The sequence below is a fragment of the Aeromonas piscicola genome (genome assembly GCF_000820005.1).
GTDB lineage: Bacteria > Pseudomonadota > Gammaproteobacteria > Enterobacterales > Aeromonadaceae > Aeromonas > Aeromonas piscicola.
On the sequence record NZ_CDBL01000067.1, the window covers coordinates 75,083 to 95,710 of the forward strand.

Annotated in this window: 22 protein-coding genes; 7 read left to right on the forward strand and 15 right to left on the reverse strand. The window is 57.8% G+C overall.

Annotated elements, in window-relative coordinates; genetic code table 11:
* The first annotated feature begins 255 nt into the window (after nucleotides 1-255).
* Genes BN1128_RS16715 through BN1128_RS16725 form a run of 3 tightly spaced genes read left to right on the forward strand, consistent with a single transcriptional unit; the run spans nucleotide 256 to nucleotide 3,667 of the window.
* Complete coding sequence (locus BN1128_RS16715) at nucleotides 256-615, forward strand: hypothetical protein (protein WP_042870801.1); 360 nt, start codon at nucleotides 256-258, stop codon at nucleotides 613-615.
* Nucleotides 612-866, forward strand: a complete 255-nt coding sequence (locus tag BN1128_RS16720; RefSeq protein WP_042870804.1) for a hypothetical protein — start codon at nucleotides 612-614, stop codon at nucleotides 864-866. The genes BN1128_RS16715 and BN1128_RS16720 overlap by 4 nt, the downstream gene beginning before the upstream one ends.
* Entirely contained in the window at nucleotides 863-3,667 is a 2,805-nt protein-coding gene (locus BN1128_RS16725; protein ID WP_042870806.1) for a DUF927 domain-containing protein, read from the forward strand. Before BN1128_RS16720 ends, BN1128_RS16725 begins: the two co-directional genes overlap by 4 nt.
* Nucleotides 3,668-4,131: 464 nt before the next feature.
* Here the strand turns inward: BN1128_RS16725 and BN1128_RS16730 are convergent, their stop codons facing one another.
* On the reverse strand, nucleotides 4,132-4,836 hold the full coding sequence (locus tag BN1128_RS16730) for a hypothetical protein (RefSeq protein WP_042467312.1): 705 nt from the start codon (nucleotides 4,834-4,836) through the stop codon (nucleotides 4,132-4,134).
* A gap of 537 nt (nucleotides 4,837-5,373) precedes the next feature.
* Between BN1128_RS16730 and BN1128_RS16735 the strand changes: the two genes are divergently transcribed.
* The 4 genes from BN1128_RS16735 to BN1128_RS16750 all read left to right on the forward strand — a co-directional run bounded on the left by BN1128_RS16735 (nucleotide 5,374) and on the right by BN1128_RS16750 (nucleotide 8,060).
* On the forward strand, nucleotides 5,374-6,369 hold the full coding sequence (locus BN1128_RS16735; protein WP_244464608.1) for a hypothetical protein: 996 nt from the start codon (nucleotides 5,374-5,376) through the stop codon (nucleotides 6,367-6,369).
* A 245-nt stretch (nucleotides 6,370-6,614) separates the two neighbouring features.
* Complete coding sequence (locus tag BN1128_RS16740) at nucleotides 6,615-6,842, forward strand: helix-turn-helix transcriptional regulator (RefSeq protein ID WP_244464609.1); 228 nt, start codon at nucleotides 6,615-6,617, stop codon at nucleotides 6,840-6,842.
* Nucleotides 6,843-6,890: 48 nt separating this feature from the next.
* A complete protein-coding gene (locus tag BN1128_RS16745; protein ID WP_042870811.1) occupies nucleotides 6,891-7,205 on the forward strand; it encodes a hypothetical protein in 315 nt (104 codons plus the stop codon).
* A gap of 27 nt (nucleotides 7,206-7,232) precedes the next feature.
* Nucleotides 7,233-8,060, forward strand: a complete 828-nt coding sequence (locus BN1128_RS16750; RefSeq protein ID WP_042870813.1) for a hypothetical protein — start codon at nucleotides 7,233-7,235, stop codon at nucleotides 8,058-8,060.
* A 669-nt stretch (nucleotides 8,061-8,729) separates the two neighbouring features.
* On the opposite strand, the gene BN1128_RS16755 is transcribed toward BN1128_RS16750, so the two are convergent.
* The 14 genes from BN1128_RS16755 to BN1128_RS16825 form a co-directional block, all read right to left on the reverse strand.
* On the reverse strand, nucleotides 8,730-9,890 hold the full coding sequence (locus tag BN1128_RS16755) for a phage late control D family protein (RefSeq protein WP_042870815.1): 1,161 nt from the start codon (nucleotides 9,888-9,890) through the stop codon (nucleotides 8,730-8,732).
* Nucleotides 9,890-10,381 (reverse strand): phage tail protein, encoded by a 492-nt coding sequence (locus tag BN1128_RS16760; protein WP_042870817.1) that lies wholly within the window; start codon nucleotides 10,379-10,381, stop codon nucleotides 9,890-9,892. Before BN1128_RS16760 ends, BN1128_RS16755 begins: the two co-directional genes overlap by 1 nt.
* Nucleotides 10,382-10,393: 12 nt before the next feature.
* Entirely contained in the window at nucleotides 10,394-12,853 is a 2,460-nt protein-coding gene (locus tag BN1128_RS16765; RefSeq protein WP_042870818.1) for a phage tail tape measure protein, read from the reverse strand.
* Complete coding sequence (locus BN1128_RS24840; protein WP_042870821.1) at nucleotides 12,850-12,981, reverse strand: GpE family phage tail protein; 132 nt, start codon at nucleotides 12,979-12,981, stop codon at nucleotides 12,850-12,852. Before BN1128_RS24840 ends, BN1128_RS16765 begins: the two co-directional genes overlap by 4 nt.
* Before the next feature lie 8 nt (nucleotides 12,982-12,989).
* Nucleotides 12,990-13,274, reverse strand: coding sequence for a phage tail assembly protein (locus BN1128_RS16775; RefSeq protein WP_039214151.1), 285 nt, complete (start codon nucleotides 13,272-13,274; stop codon nucleotides 12,990-12,992).
* A gap of 80 nt (nucleotides 13,275-13,354) precedes the next feature.
* Entirely contained in the window at nucleotides 13,355-13,873 is a 519-nt protein-coding gene (locus tag BN1128_RS16780) for a phage major tail tube protein (protein WP_039214152.1), read from the reverse strand.
* A gap of 9 nt (nucleotides 13,874-13,882) precedes the next feature.
* A complete protein-coding gene (locus BN1128_RS16785) occupies nucleotides 13,883-15,061 on the reverse strand; it encodes a phage tail sheath protein (RefSeq protein WP_042870823.1) in 1,179 nt (392 codons plus the stop codon).
* Nucleotides 15,062-15,245: 184 nt separating this feature from the next.
* Nucleotides 15,246-15,872 carry a tail fiber assembly protein gene (locus tag BN1128_RS24845; RefSeq protein ID WP_244464610.1) on the reverse strand — a complete coding sequence of 209 codons (627 nt, stop codon included), beginning with the start codon at nucleotides 15,870-15,872 and terminating at the stop codon, nucleotides 15,246-15,248.
* The gene (locus tag BN1128_RS16800) at nucleotides 15,869-16,915 is read right to left on the reverse strand and encodes a phage tail protein (protein ID WP_042870825.1); all 1,047 of its coding nucleotides are present in this window, start codon (nucleotides 16,913-16,915) and stop codon (nucleotides 15,869-15,871) included. Before BN1128_RS16800 ends, BN1128_RS24845 begins: the two co-directional genes overlap by 4 nt.
* A complete protein-coding gene (locus tag BN1128_RS16805) occupies nucleotides 16,912-17,544 on the reverse strand; it encodes a phage tail protein I (protein ID WP_042870827.1) in 633 nt (210 codons plus the stop codon). The genes BN1128_RS16800 and BN1128_RS16805 overlap by 4 nt, the downstream gene beginning before the upstream one ends.
* Entirely contained in the window at nucleotides 17,541-18,440 is a 900-nt protein-coding gene (locus BN1128_RS16810) for a baseplate J/gp47 family protein (protein WP_042870828.1), read from the reverse strand. The genes BN1128_RS16805 and BN1128_RS16810 overlap by 4 nt, the downstream gene beginning before the upstream one ends.
* Complete coding sequence (locus BN1128_RS16815) at nucleotides 18,437-18,796, reverse strand: GPW/gp25 family protein (protein WP_042870830.1); 360 nt, start codon at nucleotides 18,794-18,796, stop codon at nucleotides 18,437-18,439. The genes BN1128_RS16810 and BN1128_RS16815 overlap by 4 nt, the downstream gene beginning before the upstream one ends.
* Nucleotides 18,793-19,344, reverse strand: coding sequence for a phage baseplate assembly protein V (locus tag BN1128_RS16820; protein WP_042870832.1), 552 nt, complete (start codon nucleotides 19,342-19,344; stop codon nucleotides 18,793-18,795). Before BN1128_RS16820 ends, BN1128_RS16815 begins: the two co-directional genes overlap by 4 nt.
* An 86-nt stretch (nucleotides 19,345-19,430) precedes the next feature.
* Nucleotides 19,431-20,600 carry a hypothetical protein gene (locus tag BN1128_RS16825; RefSeq protein WP_156140438.1) on the reverse strand — a complete coding sequence of 390 codons (1,170 nt, stop codon included), beginning with the start codon at nucleotides 20,598-20,600 and terminating at the stop codon, nucleotides 19,431-19,433.
* Between the last annotated feature and the right edge of the window lie 28 nt (nucleotides 20,601-20,628).

The window sequence follows — 20,628 nt, forward strand, 5'->3', positions numbered from 1 at the left end:
GCCCGCCTTCTCGTGGAGGTAGTTGACGCCATGCCGCATCCTCATTTGCAGCATGGCCGACTCACTAAACCACGAGAGAGTACAGGCCATGATCTACACCTTCTTGATCCAGCATTCCCGTACCTGCCGCTTGGCAGACCTACGCCGTATCCGCACCATTTCCGCCTTTGCCAACAGCGAAACACAAGCCCGGTCTGCGCTGGCCGGTCTACCCCTAGTGTTTTTGTCCCGCACCCCGAGCAAGGGGGTTGCAGCATGAAACGCACCATTCGAACTCGCCAGGTGATTCAGGCTGAGGCTCTGTTTGAGCAGTCTGCACTGCTCGCTTCTGCTTTGAGCTGCATCTGTGAGTCCAATACCGAAAGAATGCTCTATTTGGAGCTCTCCGATCTGCTGCATCCATTGCAGACCCAGCTTGATGAATTGGAGGCGTGCTGTGCCGGGACACCGCTGGAGGACCCTGCTGAACGGATCAATCGTTATGCCTCCGTCCTGCTCAAGGTTCTCAATGGCAATCAGTCCCATATCGAGCCGTGTGTGATCAGTGTGCTGCTCGCCCCGGTCCTTGCCGAGTTTGAGACCGTCGAACTGGCCAAGCGCAGGGAGGGTGTATGACCTATTACGCATGGGCTCCAGCGGTTCAACAACCCACATTCGTTGGCCCGGCCAACCCCAAGACTGGCAAGCGTTCACAAGCGGGTAGCCTGAGCGCATTTGCCTGCCGTCGGCAGCGCGATGACTTTATTGCCAGCACCGACGGTATGGCGGGGGCTGTTACTGCCAAACAGGCCCGCCAGCTAAAGGCTGGTTTAGACGAGCGGGCTTTCAACGAGCTGGTGACCGTTTTGGTTGGGGGTGAGGCATGAACGGGGCAACGTTTGTTTCTGATGTCACCGCCGCGGCTTGTGGCCACTGGCCGGAACTGCTGGCAAATCTGGGGGTGACGGTACCGCCACGTAAGCAGCATGGGCCTTGTCCGGCTTGTGGTGGGAAAGACCGCTTTCGGCTCGATGACAAGGGCGGGCGCGGTACCTGGATTTGTAGCCAGTGTGGCGCGGGTGACGGGCTGGACCTGATCCGCCGTGTAACGGGTAAGTTGCCGAAGGATGCTGCGGAACTGGTTGCGGGGGTGCTTGGCATTTCCCATGTTGCCATATCAGAAGCAGATCGAGAGCAATTGCAGCAGCAACAGCGCGCGCAGGCTGATGTAGAGCAACAACAGCAGCAGATTAAGCGCCAGAAAGCCGCCAGACGCGCTGCAGATATCCTGCGCGACTGCAAGCCTGGCCAATCCCCTTATCTGTCACACAAGCGCTTGAGCTGGCCCGGTGGGCTGTTGAATAGCTCCCTGATCCGGGTGGGGGAAGAGGCGTTCCCCGCTGGCTCTTTGGTGGTGCCGCTCTACAACGAGACCGGCGAACTGGTGAACGTACAGCTGATCCGCCATGACGGGGTGAGGCACTACCTTGCCGGTGGTCAGAAGCAGGCTGCCTGCCACCGGATCCCAGGCAGTACCCTGGTGGCGGTTTGCGAGGGCTATGCCACCGGGCTATCAGTGCATCTGGCGACTGGGGCAACTGTCTACTGTGCCATGGATGCGGGTAACTTGCTGGCCATCGCTCAGGTGGTGAGGGGGATGGATGACCCCTTGCAACCATGCCGGTTATGGCTTGCCGCCGACAACGATGCCACCACGACGGGCAACCCGGGCAAGACCAAGGCCGAGCAAGCCGCCGTTGCGGTGGGGGCTGTGGTCGCACTACCGCCCACTGCAGGCGACTGGAACGACTACCACCAGGCCCATGGGCTTGAAGAGACCAAGAGAGCCATCATGAGCCAGATTGAACAGACCCAGCAGCAAGACGCCTGCCAGAAGGAAGGGCCGCGAGCCGAGGTGATCCCATTGCATTCTGTGTCAGATGTGCAAGGCGAGCAGGATCAACCAATTGATGGTGAGGAACTGCCCGAGGGCTATGAAATCAGGGAAGGTATGCTCTACGTGCACGAATGGGTGGGCTCGGGACAGAACGGCAGGCAGGAGGAAACCCTGATTTCCCCTGAACTTCGGGTGGTTGCTGAAACTTCCGACGAGGCGGGGTATGGCCAAGGGCGCTTATTGGAATGGCAGGATCGGGCTGGCCGTACTCGGCAATGGGCGATGCCGGTCAGCATGCTGGTTCATCGTGGTGGGCAGGAGGCGCTGGCATCTTTGCTCAATGGCGGCTTGCCCTTTGTGAACCTCAAGAAGCTCGACAAGTTGGCGGTCTATCTGATGATGAGCCAACCCGAGCGGCGGGTGACCTGTGTCGAGCGTACCGGCTGGCATGGCAAAGCCTATGTGCTGCCGGGTGGGGGCATCGGGCCGGATGCCGAGCAGGTGATCCTGCAATCAGCCGGCTACCTGAGCAGCGACTTTACCTGCGCTGGGGAGCTGGCCGACTGGCAGCGCCAGATCGCCGCGGTGGCTGTGGGTAACTCCCGCCTGTGCTTCGCCCTGTCGCTGGCCTTCGCCGCGCCCCTGTTGTCACTGGTGGGACAGGAAGGGGGTGGCTTCCACCTCAAGGGCGAGAGTACCGATGGCAAGTCCACCATCATGAAGGCCGCCGCCAGCATCTATGGCCAGCCCGATCGCTACTGCCACACCTGGCGGGCGACTGGCAACGCTATCGAGGGGATCGCGAGTCGGCGTAACGATGCCTTGCTGTGTCTGGACGAACTGGGCGAACTGGATGGGCGTGAGGCCGGACAGGTGGCCTACATGCTTGCAAACGGCCAAGGCAAGGGCCGCAGCAAGCAGGATGGTGAGCTGAAAGAGCGCAAGGCATGGCGGTTGTTGTTCCTCTCCACGGGTGAACTATCCCTAGAAGATCACGCCGCCGAAGCGGGTAAGCGTACCCAAGCCGGGATGGAGGTACGTACCATCCAGATCCCGAGCAGCACCGGCAAGCACGGTGCGTTTGAGGTGCTGCACAACCAACCGGATGGGCGCGCCTTTGCCGATGCCCTCAACGAGGCTTGTAAGCGCGAATACGGCACCGCATTTCGTGCCTACATCGAGACCTTGGCAACAGGTCTGGACGCACACAAGGAGTGCCTGAAGGCGGAGATCAAGCGTCTGGCGGTCGAGCTGACCCCAACGGGGGCCGGTAATCAGGTTGGGCGGGCTATCAATCGCTTTGCCATAGTGGCCGCAGCGGGTGAGCTGGCCACTGAACTGGGGATCACCGGTTGGCCCCAGGGTGAAGCGACCCGCGCCGTGCGGGTATGCCTCAAGGCGTGGCTGGATGAACGGGGGCACCTGGGCAACAAGGAAGACAAGGCCACCCTGGATCAGGTGCGCGGTTTTGTTGTGGCGCATCAGCACAGCCGCTTTGCCGACTGGTTCGACCCCAACCACCGCCCGGCCAATATGGTCGGCTATCGCAAGAAGGAAGCCGATGGCGTGAGCTTTATTGTGCTGCCTCCCGGTTGGAATGAGATCACCCGAGGTCGGGATCCCAAGCGGGTGGCCCAGCTTTGTTTGGAGGCGGGCTATTTGTTGCCCTCGAATGATGGCAAACGAGCCCAGCGCAAGATCCGCCTGCGGGATGGCGGCGCAACGGTCTGGATCTACATGCTGACCGAGCGAGTGCTAGCCGATGAGGCCGATGGGCCGGAAGACGAGTAGCCGGCCAGAAGAAAGCAAGGGGGTCGCCATCGTGCGGCCCTTTACTTTTTGTGGCTGCTCATGCTATTCGCGCATGTGCGCCCGCAGGTGTGAATTTAATAAAAGTATGGGAACAGTGGGAACAAGATAGATAAATGACCTTCAAAGCCTTATCCAGCAAGTGATACTAATGTTCCCACGCTCACAGAGTTTTGTGGGAACAGATTGGGAACAGTGGGAACAAGTCGGAAATGTTCCCAACCCCTGTTCCCTTTGTTCCCACACCTTCCTGCAATTGTGGGAACAGAGAAACACAGTCGTGGCAAGGGTTAGCGGGCAATGTTCCCATGTTCCCACTGTTCCCATCGTTTTTACATCACACACACATGTGTGCGTGCGCGAATAACAAAACGTGTGGTTGTTCGTCAACTCCTTTCTCTGGCTGGCCTGTTTGGGGTTGTCGATTGTTGGGGGAGTAACTCCATTCAAGATTGCACACGCCAGAAGTCGGTACTGTAGTTATTCAATACCCGAGAGTAAGAGTCAGTTATCACTTGGAATTCTTGCGGGATTGCAGAGCCATCACCACCCTCTTTGAAATATTGCTTTACTGACTGGAGCCCAAGCTTTTTGAGATGTTCCCATTCGCTAAACAACTTATCCTGTCGATCTTGCGCCAACCTGGCGGCGCTAGGTTTCCGGTTTTGACGTGGCATTGTGTAGTCAGGTTGCAAATTTGCGTGGTGGGAAAAAGTGATGCTGCCGGATACCCATTCATCCTTAAGTGTCTTGCGCCAGCGGTAATTGACTTGAACAGTCATGCGTTCACTGAATCGATAGGGCTCCCTGATCAGGTCGTCAATATCGAAGAACTGTTGCTCGCATTCTTGTATTTCCACTTGGTGTTTCATCTGCTGAACGGCACTGGCCAAATAATTACCGGCACGACGCGCACGAGATTCTGTATCCGCACGCTTCTTTGCTGCTTTAGCATTGCGGTACTCGGCAAGGGCATTTGCATACTGGCGGAAATGTGAAGATACATACGGTCCACAGTATTCGAGTTGGAGATCTCTCAATGCATCCAGTCGTTCATCGTAAAGGCACTGCTCGATGAGCTTATCCAACAAGTCAGCGTCAACCGCTTTGAGGGCATCACACTCATCGCGAGGAATCTTAATCTCACTCATATCAGTCCTTAAGCCATGGAATCGATGGCGATAATATATACACATTCCGGTGCTTGGGAGCTGTGCCCTAGCCCCGCAGGGCCGACGCTTATGCCGAAGAGGACGAAGGACTCAAGCGCATAAGCCAAGTCGGTCACTTAGCGTATATTTTCCCCCACAAAATTTCTCTTTTGAAGTAGCGTGGACTGAGATCAAGCGGGGAAAACATGTATGGCGGGATATCAGTTTGCACACATTGACGGATATGCACGACAAGGCGGGAAGACAAAGACGGGGCGGGTACTGTCAGCCCAGCAGATAGCGGATGAGGCTGAGCGTAAACCCGGTGCTCATCCACATGTGAAAGAGCCTAATCCGCCGATCCTACGGTTTGGGGTTATGCCATCGGAGGCCGTACAGCAGGCCACGGCATGGGCGGCGCAGGCCGTTGACCCGCGAGGGCGTAAGCTGAGGATTGACGGACTGTGTTTAGGGGCTGGCGTGGTCAGTGTCCCGGAGAACCTGCCCGATGAGCTCTGGCCAAGGTATCGTGACGTCATGATTGGGTATCTGAAAACAAAGCATGGCGACAGGCTGAAATCGGTAGTCGAGCATGTTGATGAGCCGCATCGGCACATCCACTTTTACCTGGTACCTCAGCCAGGCGAATCATTCGGTGCTGTACATCCTGGGGTTGCGGCGGCGCGGGCCTCAGCTGCTCGAGGGGAGCGAAAGGGTCTGCAACGTCTCGCGTTCAATCAGGCCATGAGAGCTTGGCAGGACGAGATCCACATTGTGTCCGCGGACTTTGGGCTTGCCAGGATAGGCCCGCGCCGGCGGCGACTGCCGAGGGAGGTGTGGAACGCGGAGCAGCGTGCTTTGTCTGCCCATGCTGCGCTCATTAGTGCAACGAAGCCGAAAGGGCCGACCATGGGGAAAATCAACCAGATCATCTCCATGCAAGAGGTTGAGCACCGAGCCGGGTTGTTGAGGCGGGGCGCTCCGCTCTACACAGAGGGGCAGCTACTGGCCGCGACGAAGGCTGCTGCGCTGTATGGTGCTCGACACATGGCCGATCAGCGTCAGGACTTACTGGAGGCGGTGATCCTGCGAACCTCTGAGATTGAGGCCGCAGAGAGTCGGCTGGCCGAACTGGCCACCCAGGAAGCCGCAATAGCGCACCGGCTGGCTGAGGCTGATGAGAGAGTAAAGGAAGCCAATAGCAAGGCTCAGGCACGCATAGACGCTTCTTTGCTGCAGGCCGAGCAGGCGGAGGCAATGGCAATACGGGCCGAACGCGGGGCCAAGCAGGCCGTCACCGCCATGGAGGGTCGGATGAGAGAGATTTTGTCCCCCATCCTCACCGCATTTGCGGCGATCCTTCGCGACCCCAAGGCAATAGAACCCAAGGTCGAAGCAGATGCCGCGATTGCAGCTTTGGCGGAGTTACAGCCTCTTGCTACAGAGATCCAGCAAGCACTCTATCCCGTCGCAAAAGCAGCCCAAAAGACCCACAAAGTTAGCCAAGCACTTGGGCTTGACCTTCATCCGTAACGACCTGATTACAAGTAACCATTAAGGGGTAATTCCCTTCAATCCAGCTGAAATATCCAACTCCACCAGTGTGTCCGCCCTGGATACACTGGTCGTTACTCACATTTCGCTTGAAACCGCCGCATCATCTCTCATAGCGGAGACAGTCATAACCGCCATTGTGTAACGCCATTACACAATGGCGGTGGCTCGTCTCCCTACGTAAACCGTTGCAACCTCCATAAAGTAACCAACAGCAGGAGAGCATGATGACCAATCAAGTGTTCATTGAGCGTAAGCGCCTGACCGTGTTGATCGGCTGTCGCTACGACACGATTGACCGCATGGTCGAACGGGGCGAGTTACCACGCCCGATCCGTCTGGGCCGAAATGGCCGTTATCGCTTCATTCGGGCCGAGGTTGAGCCCGCCTTGAAACAGCACGGGATCGATCTGGCCAAGCTGGAAGCAGCTCATGCCAACAGTGGCCTTTGACCATGGCCATGTCCCCCGTTGCACCCTTCACCCAATGGAGAAATCACAATGACCAAGCTGCATGACTTTGGCGCTATCTGTGGGCGCATCTACGCCGCCGTACCCACGCTGACCCCCCAGCAGGAGGCGATCTTGCTGGATAACCTGGATGGCCTGACACAAAGCGAACTGCGCCAATACGCCGCCAATGCCAAGACATTGGCCAAGGTACCGTTGCAGCCACGCGATGAAAAGCTCCTGCTGCGCCTCTCGCAGCAACTCGAGCGGTTATCCACGAGCCAGCCGGGGGTGATGAACTTCACTGCCGAAAGCATGGATAGCCTAACTGCGGACCTGAAGCACCTTACCGAAACAGATTGCTGATCATTCAACCCGATTTGGAGACCGGAAATGCATAACATCACAGATTTAGTGCAGGCAGCCCAACAAGCGCACCGCGAATATATGGGGTGGCATGAGGGCGAGCATCGATTGCTGACCTCCATCAGCACCACACGTATCGATGAAATCAAACAGGAGATCCAGCGAGGGCGTGAACTGCGGCGAGCAGCGATTGCCGAGGGAAAAACAGCTGGAAAAGAGTATCGCCAACTGTCTGTCCATATCTCGTCACTTGAGAGTGAGTTGGCAGACATGGAGGTCGTTGCCGAAGAGTTGGAGGAAGGTGAATTTGTGCGTTCCTGTTCAGGGCAGGAACTGTGGCGCCAGCACCTTAAGCAGCGTTCCGGCCTTGCTGGAACCTATCTGGATGAATTGATCACCAGCGACTTGGATGAAGCCCGCGGGGCCCTGACTCCACTTTTGCCAATGCTGGCCAGATTAGTGTCCAGAGGCAGACAGAAGGCGGCCATCGGTTCATTCTTGAAAGATGACACCAACTCTTTAGTCGTTCCCCCCGGCTTGAGCGATATAGAGCCAGCAGAAATCCTCCCGCTCGATATGGTGAAGTCATTGGTGGCTGAGTTGCTTGAACCAATCTGGAGAGATACTGACCCGGAACTGGACCCGGTGGTCATGGAAGAGATTAAGCGTATTCCTCCGAGCAATCTGATCCGTCTTGATTTGGTAGGCAGCCCGTCAGCCAAAAGAAGTGCTCGTGCAAAACAGGCTTTACGAATGGAGCAAACGGAAGAACCCAAATCTGCATTGCAGGCAAAACGTGATAACTGGTCACCGGATGCAATGTTGGCCCGCAGCAAGAATTTGCGAGAGGCATGAGTCTGGTTTAGCCTTCAAATCCAGTATCTATTGACCCCATAGCAAGCCCGCCCTATGCGGGCTTTTTGCTGCCCTCGTATAAGCGCACGAGTGACCCGCTATGCAACCGCCGGCCTCCCCCTCGCTTTGATACTCATCGGTGGCCACGAGAGCACCTGCGTTGGTTGGTGCAACCAGCGGCTAAGAGTGCCAGCCCCCCTGGCGCGCAATCGGGACCCCGCCTCGCCTGCCCGCTTTATGTGTGGAAAATCGTTCACATGACAGATTGGGTTCACGCAGCGTCATATCTGGGGCGGGATAGCGAAAACACTCTCGAAGAAATCCTTCAGAATCCTTCAAAATCTTTCACTTTCCGTCGCTCTGATCAGGTGGTTGGGGATGGGGTGCGCCAAGAGAGGTAAAAACCACGAATTTGAACGTGGTTTTATCTGTTTTGAGGGTTACGTCATGTTTGTGCTTGGCATTGCGGTGTCCACAAGTATCTCATCTGTGGGGGTACTTTTGGGGGTATCAATGCTTTATTATTTACAATAATTCATTGTAAATCAGCTGCTTGTGGTTGAAATTCGATGGAGGCCTCGGCACCATTAAAATCAAAGACTTACAAAGGCCGCTAGCAATAGCGGCCTTTTTGTTTTCTCCCAGTGTCCACATTTGATCCACACAGATTTATTCCGGTAGCTCGTCGAGTTTCACCTCGAGCTGCAGGCGGTTGGTGTAGCCCTGGTTGGTGAGGTCGTGCACCACCTGGGTGAGTAGCCAGTCGGCCTCGTCTATCTGGGGCTTGAACCCCCTGACGGTGGTGGGTTGTTCTGGGTAGAGTTCTGGCCGGCCCCTGGCCAGGGTGATGTCGAACTCGGCCACCCCGCGTTGGATCCGTTCCCACTCTGCCCTGGCTGCCCGCATGGCATTGGCCTGGTTGGCGTAGACGTGGCGCAGCTCCTTGACGTTCTCGCTGCTGCCGACCAGCAGCTCGTTCTCTTTCTTGTTGACCACGACGCCCGGCGGTAATGGCCGCTCTGGTTTCGACTTGGTCTTTCTCTTGCGCTTCACCTCGACTTTCTTTTTCTCTGCGGCCTTGTTGTCTTGCCAGTAGGCCGTCACGCCGGTGTAGGCGTCGCGGTCTGCCACTAAGAAGCGGTGCTGATCGCCATCTTGGCGGGTGATGGTGATGGCTGGCAGCGGCTGGCCCTTTGCGGTGGTGCCCTGGCCTGCCTTGATGAACATCAGGCGGCCAGATTTGACGGTAGAGATGGCATCGCACTGGCCGGCTAGGCGGGTGAGGAAGGCCAGATCGCTTTCGTTGGCCTGGTCGATGTGGTCGATCAGTTGGCCCTTGAGCGAGTCACCCACGCAAGGGGTGAGCTGGTAGGTGGCGGCCACCTGCTCGACGATGCTGCCTACGGTGGATTGGTGCCAGCTGCGCTCGCGCAGCTTGTTCATGCTGCCGCGCAGGTCTGCCGATTTGCCCCGGATGGTTAGTACATCCGGGGCGCCGCCGTGTTCCACTTCGTCAATCTTGTAGGTGCCCTTGTCGACCAGGGCGCTGCCTTGCCAGCCGATGAGGGCACGCAGGGTAGCCCCCCGGCGCGGCATGTCGAGCTGACCGTCGCTGTCATCGAGGGTGATCTCGATGGTGTCGGCGGTGAAACCCCGGTTGTCGGTGATGGTCATCGACATCAGGCGTGGGCGGATGGCGGCCGAAATGTCTTTGCCATCGACCAGCACCTGGTAGGCCGGCACCGGATGGCCTTGGCGCAGGGCATCGAGCGAGCTGGTGATGCCGAGATTCTTGGCCAGGCGGCTGCCGAACTGATCGAGCGCCCCCATCAGAGGATCCCCCCCAGCTTGCCGCCGATGCTACCCATGAGTTTGCCCACCCCCAAGCGGCCGAACAGGTTGCCCGCGGTGCGCCCCAACAGAGTGTTGCCCAGCGTGCTGTCGTTGTCGTCGACCCGCTTGAGCTTGATGCTGAACTCTATCTTGCGGGCTGCACCATCGCTGAAAAACTCGGTGCGGGTGGTGCTGATGCCCTCTATGACGAACGAGCCACGCATCACGCCATCGCCCTGGATCAGGGGGAAGGCTTCACCGCTGTCGCCCATCTGGCGCAGCATGTCGAGTGACACCGGCCCGCCGGTCAACTCTGGGTAGAGCACCCCGCTCAGGGTGCTGGTTTCATCGTCAGGGCCGAGGAATTGGTAAGCCGGGCGAGCGCCGACCCGGTTATTGCCCGGGTGGCGCCATGCCCATTCGTCTTGCTGGGATTGTGGGGCAACGGTCGAGCGCATAAACACGAACCAGCCCAGGGTCATCATCATGGTGGTTGCTCCTTAGTTTCGATCGCCCAGCGTGGCGCGGCCACGGGCGGCGGCCTGCCGCTCGCGCTTGTCCAATTCGCGGCGTACCTCTTGCGCCACATCGACGGCTGATTGCCCTGGCTGCTGAACGATGTGGATTGGGGCGTTGATCTCTGTGGTTGACGATGCCCCTCTGGTTGGAACTGGCTTGGAAGTCTGCACGATGCGAGGTCCGTAGCTGTACCCGTTGGAGAGTGCTGGCGAGCCGAAGTTTCCATTCAGGTAACCCGGTGTGGATGCGGTCGGCGCAGTCATCTGGAAGCTCGGCAACTTCTTGGTTTCCAGAATGCCAAGCGATTCGAGCAGCCATTCGATCCCTTTCAGAAAGGCCTTGAGCGGGGTGAGGGCCAGATTGAAGGCCTCGCCCAGGATTCTGCCGACGAACTGGCCGGCGCTGCCGAACCCTTCCAGCGTTTCCTTGGAAAACTTGATTGGTTCTAGCAGGTCACCAAACCAGCCTGATAGCGCTTTAACCCCGGTACCGATGCCATCAATCAGCGGGGCGAACGGCTTGAAGGCTTCAAAGACGGGAGCGAGTCCGGCCATGATGCCCTGCCATAGACCGCTGAAAAATGCGCTGATGGGCTGCCAAAACTTGATGATGGCAATCCCCAGCGCGGAAAAGACAGCCAATGGGGCAAGGAGTGCCCCTATCGCACCCAGCAGGCCGCCAAAGGTGACCCCCAGCACCCCGAAGATGAGTTTCATGATGGCCAGAGGCCCCAGCAGGGTAGCGACTGCCAGCGATAGCCCGCCCATGGCGATGGCGATGACCGATGTTACTGCTGCGACACGCACCAAGGTGTTGGCCAGCTCCGGGTTTTCTTCAACCCAGTGACGAACACCCACCACGACCTGCTTGATGTACTTGATGATGTCCATCAGTGAGCCGCGCAGCTTCTCGCCAAGGTCGGCTTTCACGTTTCTTATCCCGGCCTGCAGGATCAGCCACTGCGATGAGAGCGAGTCTTTGTCGATGTCTGACTCTCGCTGCATCGACCCCTTCGACTTCTCGGCGTTCACCAGTTTCAACTGGCGATATAGTTCATCCAGGTTGTTGGAGAGCTTGGCCGCGTCTTTGCCGTATTCCTTGCCGAATATCTGGGTGGTGACCCTGAGCTGGTCTTCGACGTTGAGCTTCTTAATCTTCTCCAGCACCTTGGTGATGGTGCCCATGGCATCGGTGGCCATGTCCTTTTCTACAGCGGTTGACTTCATGCCGATCGCTTTCATCCCGGCCTGGAAGCGCTTGCTTTGCATGGTCGCGATGGATAGCTCGCGCACCATGGCGTTGGAGGCGCTGGCTGCAATCTCCGGCGCAGCCCCCAGGCTGAGGAAGGTAGAACCCAGTGCGGCGGCTTTGCGGAAGTCTAGCTTGTCGGCAACCCCGCCCAGGCGTTGCAGCACGTCGATGATGTCGGCGCCCTTGGATTGGGCGTTGTCGTCGAGGTAGTTGATGGCGTCGCCAAGCTCTTCGATATTGCCGATGGGGATTTTGTAGAGGTTGGCAATTTTGCCCATGTCTTCGGCGAGCTGACCGGCCGGCAGTTCAAAGGCGGTGGCTGCCTTGGCAGAGGTTCTGGCGAACTTGAGCAGGTTTTCTTGGCCTTGCACCCCCATGCGGGCGGCGCCTTCAACCAGGGCTGCGATGTCGATCGCGCCGTTGAGTTGGGGGATCTCTTCGGCTATGGCCTGTATCTCTTTGGCCATGTCGAAGTAGATCTGGGTCAGCTTGCCAGAGTCATCCCTGGCGCCATCGACCTGTTTTGCCACCCCCTTCATGGCGTCTTCAAAGCTGGAGTATTCCTTGATGGCGCTGTAAACCGGCATGCCGATGGCGGTACCGGCTGCGATAGCGGTGGCGCCGTGGCCGGCAATCTGGCCGCGCAGCTCTTGGGTCTGGCGGTAGCTTGCCTTGACCTGGTTGAGGCGCTTTTGCTGGTCAGCCAGTTGGCCCAGCTTGGCGCGCTGTTGGTCAAGCTGACCGTTGGCGGCGGCCAGATCAGTCTTGAGGCGGCGCTGATGCTCGCCGAGCTGCCTGGTATTGATGCCGGCTTCGTTCATGGCGCGTTTCAGGCTGTCGTGGCGGGCAACCATTTCACGCTCTTGCTGGGAGAGGTCGCGCACCTTCTGCTTGGCCTGCTCCATGGCACGGGTCATGGCTTTGGTGGGCTGCTCTACCTGGGCGAGTTGCTGGGCCATCTGTTGGGCGTCGCGCTGGGCCTGGGTTAGCTGGGTACGGGTGGCGCCAATCTGGCGGCCCAGGGTGCGGTAACCTTCAATCTGGCTGCTCTGGGTTTCCAGCTCTTTGATGCGTTTTTTGGTGTCGACCAAGTCTTTGGCGGTCAGGCGGCTCTGGCCGCTGACGGCTTTGAGGGGGGCGGTGAGCTTGTCGACCGCCCCGAGCAGGATTTGAAGTTTGAGAGGGTTCATCGTTCTTCTGCCCCGTTGATGCGGTTGTGAATCTCAACGAGGCGTTGGTGCCAGCCCATCAGCTCGCTGATTTCCATGGCCGCCATCTCGGACGGCGGCCAGTGGGCGATGATGGCTATCTCGGCCATCAGGTCGTCTATGCAGTGAGGTAGGCCTCCTGCTGCGAGCCCATCAAAAAACCGACCACCACCACCCCGGCTTTGAGCAGGTCAGCCGGGTCCATGTCGTTCACTTCTTTTTCGGTCAGGTCGGTGATGCGGGGCAGCAGTTTGATGAGGGTATCCACGTTCATCTGGACGATGTCCATGGTGTTGAGGCCGCGCAGGTGGCCCGCCTTTTTGGGGCTGCGGATGATCAGGCTGTTGAGGGTGCTTTCGCCGCGCTGGATCGGGGTGTCGAGGGTGATTTCTTTCTGGTCCATGGTGTTTGTTCCTGTTGTGGATGTGGTGAGGGCGGCGCTTTCTGTTGGGATAAGGGCCGCCCGTTGGATGGGTGAATGGGTTAGAGGCCGATGGCTTTGCGGTGCTCGGCCATGCGGTCGACGCCGTCGGGGCCGATTTCGACCATGTTGATCAGGTCAATCTCGTGCATCACCCGGCCGTTGATGGTCTCTTTGTAGTAGGTGTTGACCATGCTGACCTTGGCCTGGGTGTTGTCGCCTGCCTTGAGGGTGCCGCGGTCGAGCTCTTTGAAGCGACCACGACAGACGATCTCGACGGCGACCACTTCGCCGGTGTCATCACGCTGGACTGAACCTGCAAAGCGCAGGCTGGTGCCGTCTGCTTTGGGCTCACCCATGCAACTCAGCAGGGGTTCGCCGTAGCCACCGAAGGTGAACGAGACATCGAGGGCGCTGTCATCCAGGCCCATGTCGATGTTGACGGCACCCCCCATGCCGCCACCGCGATAGGCTTCAAACTTGCGGGACAGCTTGGCCGGGGTGATGTCTTCCGCTTCACCGACCCAGTTATCGCCGTTGAGGAAAAGGTTGAGTCGTTTGAGTTTACGTGGCAGTGCCATGGTGGCTCCTTATGCGGCGGCCGCGACGCGGGCGCCGAAGTCGATGAGGTAGTGGTCGGTGATGCGCTGGATAAGGCCGAGGTCTTCGAGCGGCGGCACCGGGGTGTAGTTGTAATCGATGCGCAGCTTGCCGGCCTTGAGGGTGTCTTTGTCGTTGAGCTCTTCGTTGAACCAGCAGTCAAAGCCGAGCAGATAACCGCCCGCCACCAGTTCGCGGCCCTTGGCTTTGATGCCTTCGATGATGTCTTTCACCAGGGTGGGGGTGAGCGGCTTGTCGTTGGCCCACATGTGCGCCTCGGCCATGGTGTCGGCCAGGATCTGGGCGGTGCGGGTGTAGTTCTCGAAGGCGAACTGCGGGTCATCGGAACAGGTGCGGTTGCCCCAGTAGCGGAAGCCATCGGCCCGGATCAGGGCGGTGATCTCGTTGGCGTTGAGCAGGCCGACCTCGGTGTCGGGGTCTTGCAGATCCCAGAACAGGGCCTTGGTCATGCCGTCGACCCCGGTCACGCCTACGTTCGACAGGGTCTTGTGCCAGCCGATCTCTTTATCGATGAGGGCGCGCATGGCGGCGGCCTTGAGGCAGGCATCCAGTTTTACGCTGGCATTGGCTGCTACATCCCAGGCGGTCCAGTCGCCGTGGATCGGCATCAGTTCGCGGCTGGAGAAGTTTTCACGGTAGGCCAGCGCAGCCTCGACGGTCTCAGCGATAGTCGGCACGTAGGCAAAGGCGCGCAGCTTTTTGGCCACGCCACCCAGCGCGGTGGCCACCGGCAAGGTGCAGTTGTCCGGCACGCAGAGGATGCGCGGCTTGACGCGGGTCATCGGGGCGGCCCGTTCCAGTGCCTTGAGGCCGGTGTAGCTGCCATCCGGCTTGATGGTGCCGATGATGTTGCTGGTCATGGCGGCCGCGTCGGCGCCATCTGCCACGCGCACGGCGATGACGATGGTGTTGACGGTGTCATAGATGGTTTGCAGCGAGCGCTTGAGGTTGCCCTGGGTACCAGCCTTGGCGATGGCCGCCGGCAGGTTGGCGATCAGCACGGGCTTGTCGAGGGGGAAGTAGGCGGCATCCGCATCGGCGCTGGTGCAGACCATTCCGATCACCGCCGTGGCGACGGTGCGGATGGTGCGGGTGCCCTCGTTGACTTCCACGACGCGCACGCCGTGGTGAAATTGGTCCAGTGCCATAGGTTCTCCTGTTGTCCGGACGGAGCTTTTGCAAGGAAATGCGAGCATGGTCAGGATGCAGGGGCAGGGGATGGCGAGCGAGCGGCGGCCAGTGTATCCGGCGTGGATACACTGGAGCAGCGGTGACAAGGGGTTGATGAGCGGCAGTAACGAAATACCCCGCACTGGGCGGGGTGGTGGTTGGCTAGATGACCTTATCCGGTTCGGTTGGCCATTGCGGCTTTTCAGGCCAGCCTGGTTTTTCTGGCACCAGCGTCAGCTCGTAGCGGCAGCGCTGCCAGTCTGCCAGCAGTTGCGTGTGTTCCGGTTTGGCATAGTTGCCGTCCACGGCTGGTTTCAGGATGGCTATTTGCTGTGAAGCATTGGTCAGGCGGAGGGTCTGCTCTTGCTGAGCGATGGCGAGAGCAGCCTGCTGTTCTGCCTTATCATCCCTGACCCAAGTGCCAGAATGCTCATCCCACACATCAAACTGTGACGATGGTGGAAGAAGGGTCAGATCAGAAGGCAACTCTCCGAGGTTGACGATAATGGAAGCAATGCCAGTCTGCTTTTCATAGGCCTTTTTCCCACGATTATCGACCGTGAAAATCCAGTTATCCCCGTTACGCACGATTGCCTTACCGAGTTCTTTTTCAGGTGGCTGATCAAGATAGGCTCCGGCAGGAAGGCTGGTGCCTGCAGAAACCCAGACATCGTGTTGGCCGGTGTACTCACCGGTGATGGTATCCGTGCAGTGAGCACACGCCCAGCCGCTGCTATCAGCCCAACCGTTATCCCCCCATACCACTCGTTGTTCGTTGTGATTCATCATGCGGCCCTGATTATGTAGTTAAACGCGATGTTGCGGGGGCGAGTTTCTGCCCCACCGGCGTAGGTATTCTCAATCTGTATATATTTTGTTGCGCCGCTATGCGTGGTCGTGACTTGTGGCAGCGGGTAGCCAGGATTCGGTGGAGCAGTGAAATCGTATAAACCGAAACCGTGGTTGTGTGATTTCAGGCTGTCCCCCTGGGCTGACAGGATTGTGCGGCCAATGTCGACACCTCGGCCGTTATCCCACCCTCGAGGGAATTCACCGCGCATATCGAACGGGATCCGTCCTGATGGCCAGAGCTGGGCCAGCTTAGGGTACGCAGTCTTGTCGAAGGTCTGTCCCTGGGCTAGTAGAAACCGATTATTCGGTGGGGTGGCTGCGACCCACGGAATAGGGATGCCAACAGGGGCGACACTATCCAGCAAGGAGTCGATAACTGCATGCAGTTCGTGGGGGGCTACCGCCACATCGTTCAGCCAACCGGCCAGCGCTTCGGCAGGTGTGGCCAGCCTCAGCATCCCTTTTTCTGTCTGACTCCCTGCAGGGTGGTCTCGGCTCTGCTTGTGCGCAGTCAGCAGATCGTCGACGTATTTGCGGGTGGCCAGCACCACAGACGGGTCAATCTTGAGCTCCACCGCGCTGGTGTCGCTGACGATCAGCACCATGCGGATGACCTGAGTTCGGCCTGCGCCGCTGCTGAGCAACGGCTTGTAGGTGTCCGGCGTGTTGGCAATGGCGATCAGGGTGCCGTCTTCGGAGAAGATGCCGGCTTCACGGATCCACCAGTCGCCGACGTTTTCCGGGATGATCTGCTCGGCGACCAACTGCGACTGGTTGGTTGGGTCTTGAAACAGGGTATTGATGGGCGCGCGCCGTCTCTCCCTGACCAGCGCAGTCTGGGCCGCGTTAGGCGTGACGGGTTGACCGTTGCCATCGCCGACGGCCATATGGGTGATTTTAAGCGGCACGCCCAGCGCGATGGCGTTGGCGAGCTTGGCCTGGCCGGCAGCCGTGAGGATGGCGAAATAGATGGCGCTCAAGCGGCACCTCCTGTTTGTTGCGGTTGAATGGTCAAGGTGTCGATGGTGTGGGTGATGCCGCCGTGCCACTGCGGGCCGCTGACTTCAATCACGTCTGGGCTGTATGGGTAGATGGTGAGCTCGTCGCCCAGATAGCAGGCGGCCCCCAGATAGAGCGGGCCACGTGTCTCCATGCTGATGGCAAGGCCGGTCAGGTGGCGGGTCATGGGCTTGGCGTCGGCGATCAGCCGTTCCAGCTCCTGGTACATGGTTTCGGTGATGCCGGTGTCGAGCACGCCGATGTCGAGCTTGAAGGTGCCAGGGGCGGCATTCGGGGTTTCTTGCCACCATTCCAGTACCCGGATCAGGTAGCCCAGCGGCTCGACCACCCGGCGGATGGCGCCGATGGTGCCTTTGTGGCTGTGCACAAAGTAGCTGTTGGCGATGACCTGGCGTTTGGTGGCCTCTGGCCATTTGTCATCCCATCGATCGACGCTCCAACTGGCGGCCAGATAGGGCAGCAGGTGGGTTGGGCAGGTCCAGGGTGACCAGAGTGAGCGAAACGGGAGCGGCAACTGCATGGCCTGCTCCCCAGCGGTGGCCAGGTTGCGCTCGGTGCGGCTGGTGCTGGGCGGCAGCAGGGTTGTCATGATGCCCGCTCCACGGTGAAGCCGGTGCAGTAGGCCGCCTGGGTCGGGCTGGGGGTGATGTCTGCCCAGCCGATCAGGTCGACCTTGCTGACCCCTTGCACGTGCAGGGCGGCATCAATGGCAGAGCGCGGCACCTCGATGCCGATGCGCCGGCGCGGGTTGATGAAGGCGGCTAGCTTGTCGCGGGCGGCCTGCAGGACCACGTCGCCCTCTGCCCCCTGGCTGCTGATATGCAGCTTGGCGGTGATGCTGTAACGGATGATGCCCGCGCTCTGCACGGTGAGTCGGTCGGCCACCGGGCGGCGGTCTTCGTGGCTCAGGGCTTTGTCGACCTTGGCAATCAGCGCGGCGTCGGCGGTGCCGTCCCCTTCGGTGCTGAGGATGGTGACAATGGCCACGGCGCCCGATGGGCTGGAGCCTTTGGCGTCTGCCACCTTGCCATCAGCAGAGAGGGCGAAATACTCATAGGCCCCGGTCGGGCCGGCGACGCTGAGGCCATCCCATGCCATCAGGGCGCGCAGGATCAGGGCTTCGTCATCTTCCTTGATTTCGGGTACCGGCGGGGTGGCGGTGGGGTCACCCGGCTGGATGATTAGCCGCTGCACATTCCAGTTTGCCACCAGGTTATCGAGATCGCTCCCCTTGGCCCACGCCAGCATGTTGGCGACAGCGGCATCGTTGATGCGTTGGCGCAAGATCAGCTCTCGATAGGCATTCTCTTGCAGCAGCTTGGTGATGGGCTCTGATTCGAGTGCCAGGGTGGCCTCGACGCTGGCTTGTTGATCTGCCGGGTGGAGGCTGACGAAATAGGCTTTTCGTTCGGCCAGGATGGTCTCGAAATCCAGCAGCTCGACCACATCAGGCTGTGGCAGTTGGGAGAGGGTGATGGTGCTCACTGGGCGGCTCCGGTTGGGATGGTGATGCTGGCAGACTCCTGAGCGCCGCCATCTTTGCGTTGCCAGGTCAGCTCGATGGTCAAGGCGCTGGCAGTGGCGCCAGTCAGCACGTCAACCCGGGTGATGGTGATGCGCGGTTCCCAGTTGATGAGGGCTTGCACGGTGGCGGCCATCAGGCGCAGGCGGGTGACCTGGTGCAGGGGCTGGTCGATGAGGTAGAACAGTTCGCTGCCGTAGTCGCGGCGCATGACCCGCGAGCCCACCGGGGTGATGAGGATGTCGCGCACCGACTGGATGATGTGGTCGGTGGCGCTGATGGCGCGGCCGGTGGCTGCATTCATGCCGAGCCAGTTCATACTGGCCCCCCTGATGTGTCGCTGCCTCGCTGCACGTCTGTGTGGCCGTGGGTACCGACTTCGACGGCGCCGACTTTGGCGGTTTCACTGATCACGCGCTTGCCCTGCAGCAGGTTGGTGCAGATGACCTTGGGGGCGTCGAACGTCACGCTGACGCTGGCTTTGATTTTTGCCGCCATGATGCCGGTGGCATTGAGCTCGCCGGTTTGTGGGTTGTATTCGATGATGGCGCCGTCGCTGTATTCAGTGCGGTCGAGGTCCGGGTTGTCATCATCGCTTAGTGGCTCTGGGAAGGCAGCGCAGTGGATGGGGCCGACAATGTAGGCGTTGCGCAGATCGCCACTGACTGACAACAACATGACCTGTTCGCCGATGGAGAGGCGATGACGGGTGCGGTTATTCCCGGCCCGTTCGGTGATGTAGGGCCGCCAGTTGGTGATGAGGTCGCCGGTTTTAACGCGACATTCCCCTGAGCGCACGGCGGTGACGGTGCCGATTCGGATCAGGTTGTCGATCAGGCGTTGGAGTTCAGTCGGGGTCAGTTGCATGGGGCCATTGTTTTGGGCAATGGCCGGTAAGGCGAGGGGAAGCCAGTGTATCCACGGCGGATACACTGGCTGATGAATAAGATAACTTAACTAGAGGTTTTCATGGATTTGAAGAGTGAGGCCAACTGTTCTACACCATCATATGTTGCTGGTAGATCACTATCATTGTTAACAATCCCTGAAAAAATAATACTTTCAAAACGATCTAATGTCACACCACTATTATTTTTTATATCTTTAGCATAATCAGAGTAGCTTGTGATAAATCTACAGAGAGTCATTCTTAACTCAACTTGTAATATTTGAGCACAAATTGACTTGTAATTAAAAAGCAGAACCCTGAAGAGATAAAGCATAATTGCAATAAAAGATGCTACAGGGAGTAATGATATTATTTCATGTGTTAATGTTGGAGGGGTGTCCTGGGCGGTATCATTGCTTGTGACAGTAGACAGACCAAAGTTATGTATGTGCTTGTAAATGTAGTTGACTTTCTCATCCTCTTTAAAATATAAGGACTTCAATTTGTAAACAAGTGGAGAGAGTGCTAATGCAGCGCATATGAGCATCATGAAAATCAAGCAATTCCTTTCAATTTTCTTTTTCTTGTGCAGAGACTGAAAACCTTCATGTAATCCAACAAAATTAAAAGCATTCTCGAATTTTTTTAAGGATTGCTCAAGTCTTGCTATATTGTTTTCTCTTTCTTTTAAAGAGTCATCCCATTTTTTGGTGAGTGTTTTTGCGCTTTCCAATGTTTTATTTAAGTTTATTAATCCACTGGTGTTTTCATTGTTAAATATTTCTTTAAACAATGTTATTGATAATCCTTTGAAAGAAAACTCTATTTTACTTTTTGGTATTCCGACGAAACGTTCAAGATTAGACTCTGTAAATTCGAGTGCGTCAGTCAGTTCTGGAGATATAAAATCACCAGTTAACAGATTCCTTTCCTGTACAAAAACAATGAGATAGCTAAAAAGAAACTCTAATGAGGATTTATCAACTGCATCGTTTTTTACTATGTTAGATAGCTCATCATGTATTCCGCTCACCTGGGTCTTAATACTATATTTACAAGTGTCGTCCCAGTCTTTAGGGTTGGATATAATATGACCCAAGATACGTGCGGAGTGGTGATTTAGGCCGCGTTCAAAGTTATCTTTAGTTATTTCTTGAGCTCTTTTAATGATCATAATGACATGCTTTATTAATTGCTCATTTTCTTTTTTTGAGAAAAAATGATTGTCATTCACAGTCTGTACTCGGTTGCTATATGAATCG

Coding starts and splice junctions, on each gene's coding strand:
- BN1128_RS16785 (WP_042870823.1), bottom strand. CDS start 15,061: ATGGCACTGGACCAATTTCACCACGGCGTGCGCGTCGTGGAAGTCAAC.
- BN1128_RS16815 (WP_042870830.1), bottom strand. CDS start 18,796: ATGAACTGGCTCGGCATGAATGCAGCCACCGGCCGCGCCATCAGCGCC.
- BN1128_RS16765 (WP_042870818.1), bottom strand. CDS start 12,853: ATGAACCCTCTCAAACTTCAAATCCTGCTCGGGGCGGTCGACAAGCTC.
- BN1128_RS16740 (WP_244464609.1), top strand. CDS start 6,615: ATGATGACCAATCAAGTGTTCATTGAGCGTAAGCGCCTGACCGTGTTG.
- BN1128_RS16730 (WP_042467312.1), bottom strand. CDS start 4,836: ATGAGTGAGATTAAGATTCCTCGCGATGAGTGTGATGCCCTCAAAGCG.
- BN1128_RS16760 (WP_042870817.1), bottom strand. CDS start 10,381: ATGATGATGACCCTGGGCTGGTTCGTGTTTATGCGCTCGACCGTTGCC.
- BN1128_RS16820 (WP_042870832.1), bottom strand. CDS start 19,344: ATGCAACTGACCCCGACTGAACTCCAACGCCTGATCGACAACCTGATC.
- BN1128_RS16780 (WP_039214152.1), bottom strand. CDS start 13,873: ATGGCACTGCCACGTAAACTCAAACGACTCAACCTTTTCCTCAACGGC.
- BN1128_RS16755 (WP_042870815.1), bottom strand. CDS start 9,890: ATGGGGGCGCTCGATCAGTTCGGCAGCCGCCTGGCCAAGAATCTCGGC.
- BN1128_RS16745 (WP_042870811.1), top strand. CDS start 6,891: ATGACCAAGCTGCATGACTTTGGCGCTATCTGTGGGCGCATCTACGCC.
- BN1128_RS16735 (WP_244464608.1), top strand. CDS start 5,374: ATGATTGGGTATCTGAAAACAAAGCATGGCGACAGGCTGAAATCGGTA.
- BN1128_RS16715 (WP_042870801.1), top strand. CDS start 256: ATGAAACGCACCATTCGAACTCGCCAGGTGATTCAGGCTGAGGCTCTG.
- BN1128_RS16725 (WP_042870806.1), top strand. CDS start 863: ATGAACGGGGCAACGTTTGTTTCTGATGTCACCGCCGCGGCTTGTGGC.
- BN1128_RS16775 (WP_039214151.1), bottom strand. CDS start 13,274: ATGGACCAGAAAGAAATCACCCTCGACACCCCGATCCAGCGCGGCGAA.
- BN1128_RS16750 (WP_042870813.1), top strand. CDS start 7,233: ATGCATAACATCACAGATTTAGTGCAGGCAGCCCAACAAGCGCACCGC.
- BN1128_RS16805 (WP_042870827.1), bottom strand. CDS start 17,544: ATGACAACCCTGCTGCCGCCCAGCACCAGCCGCACCGAGCGCAACCTG.
- BN1128_RS24845 (WP_244464610.1), bottom strand. CDS start 15,872: ATGATGAATCACAACGAACAACGAGTGGTATGGGGGGATAACGGTTGG.
- BN1128_RS24840 (WP_042870821.1), bottom strand. CDS start 12,981: ATGGCCGAGATAGCCATCATCGCCCACTGGCCGCCGTCCGAGATGGCG.
- BN1128_RS16720 (WP_042870804.1), top strand. CDS start 612: ATGACCTATTACGCATGGGCTCCAGCGGTTCAACAACCCACATTCGTT.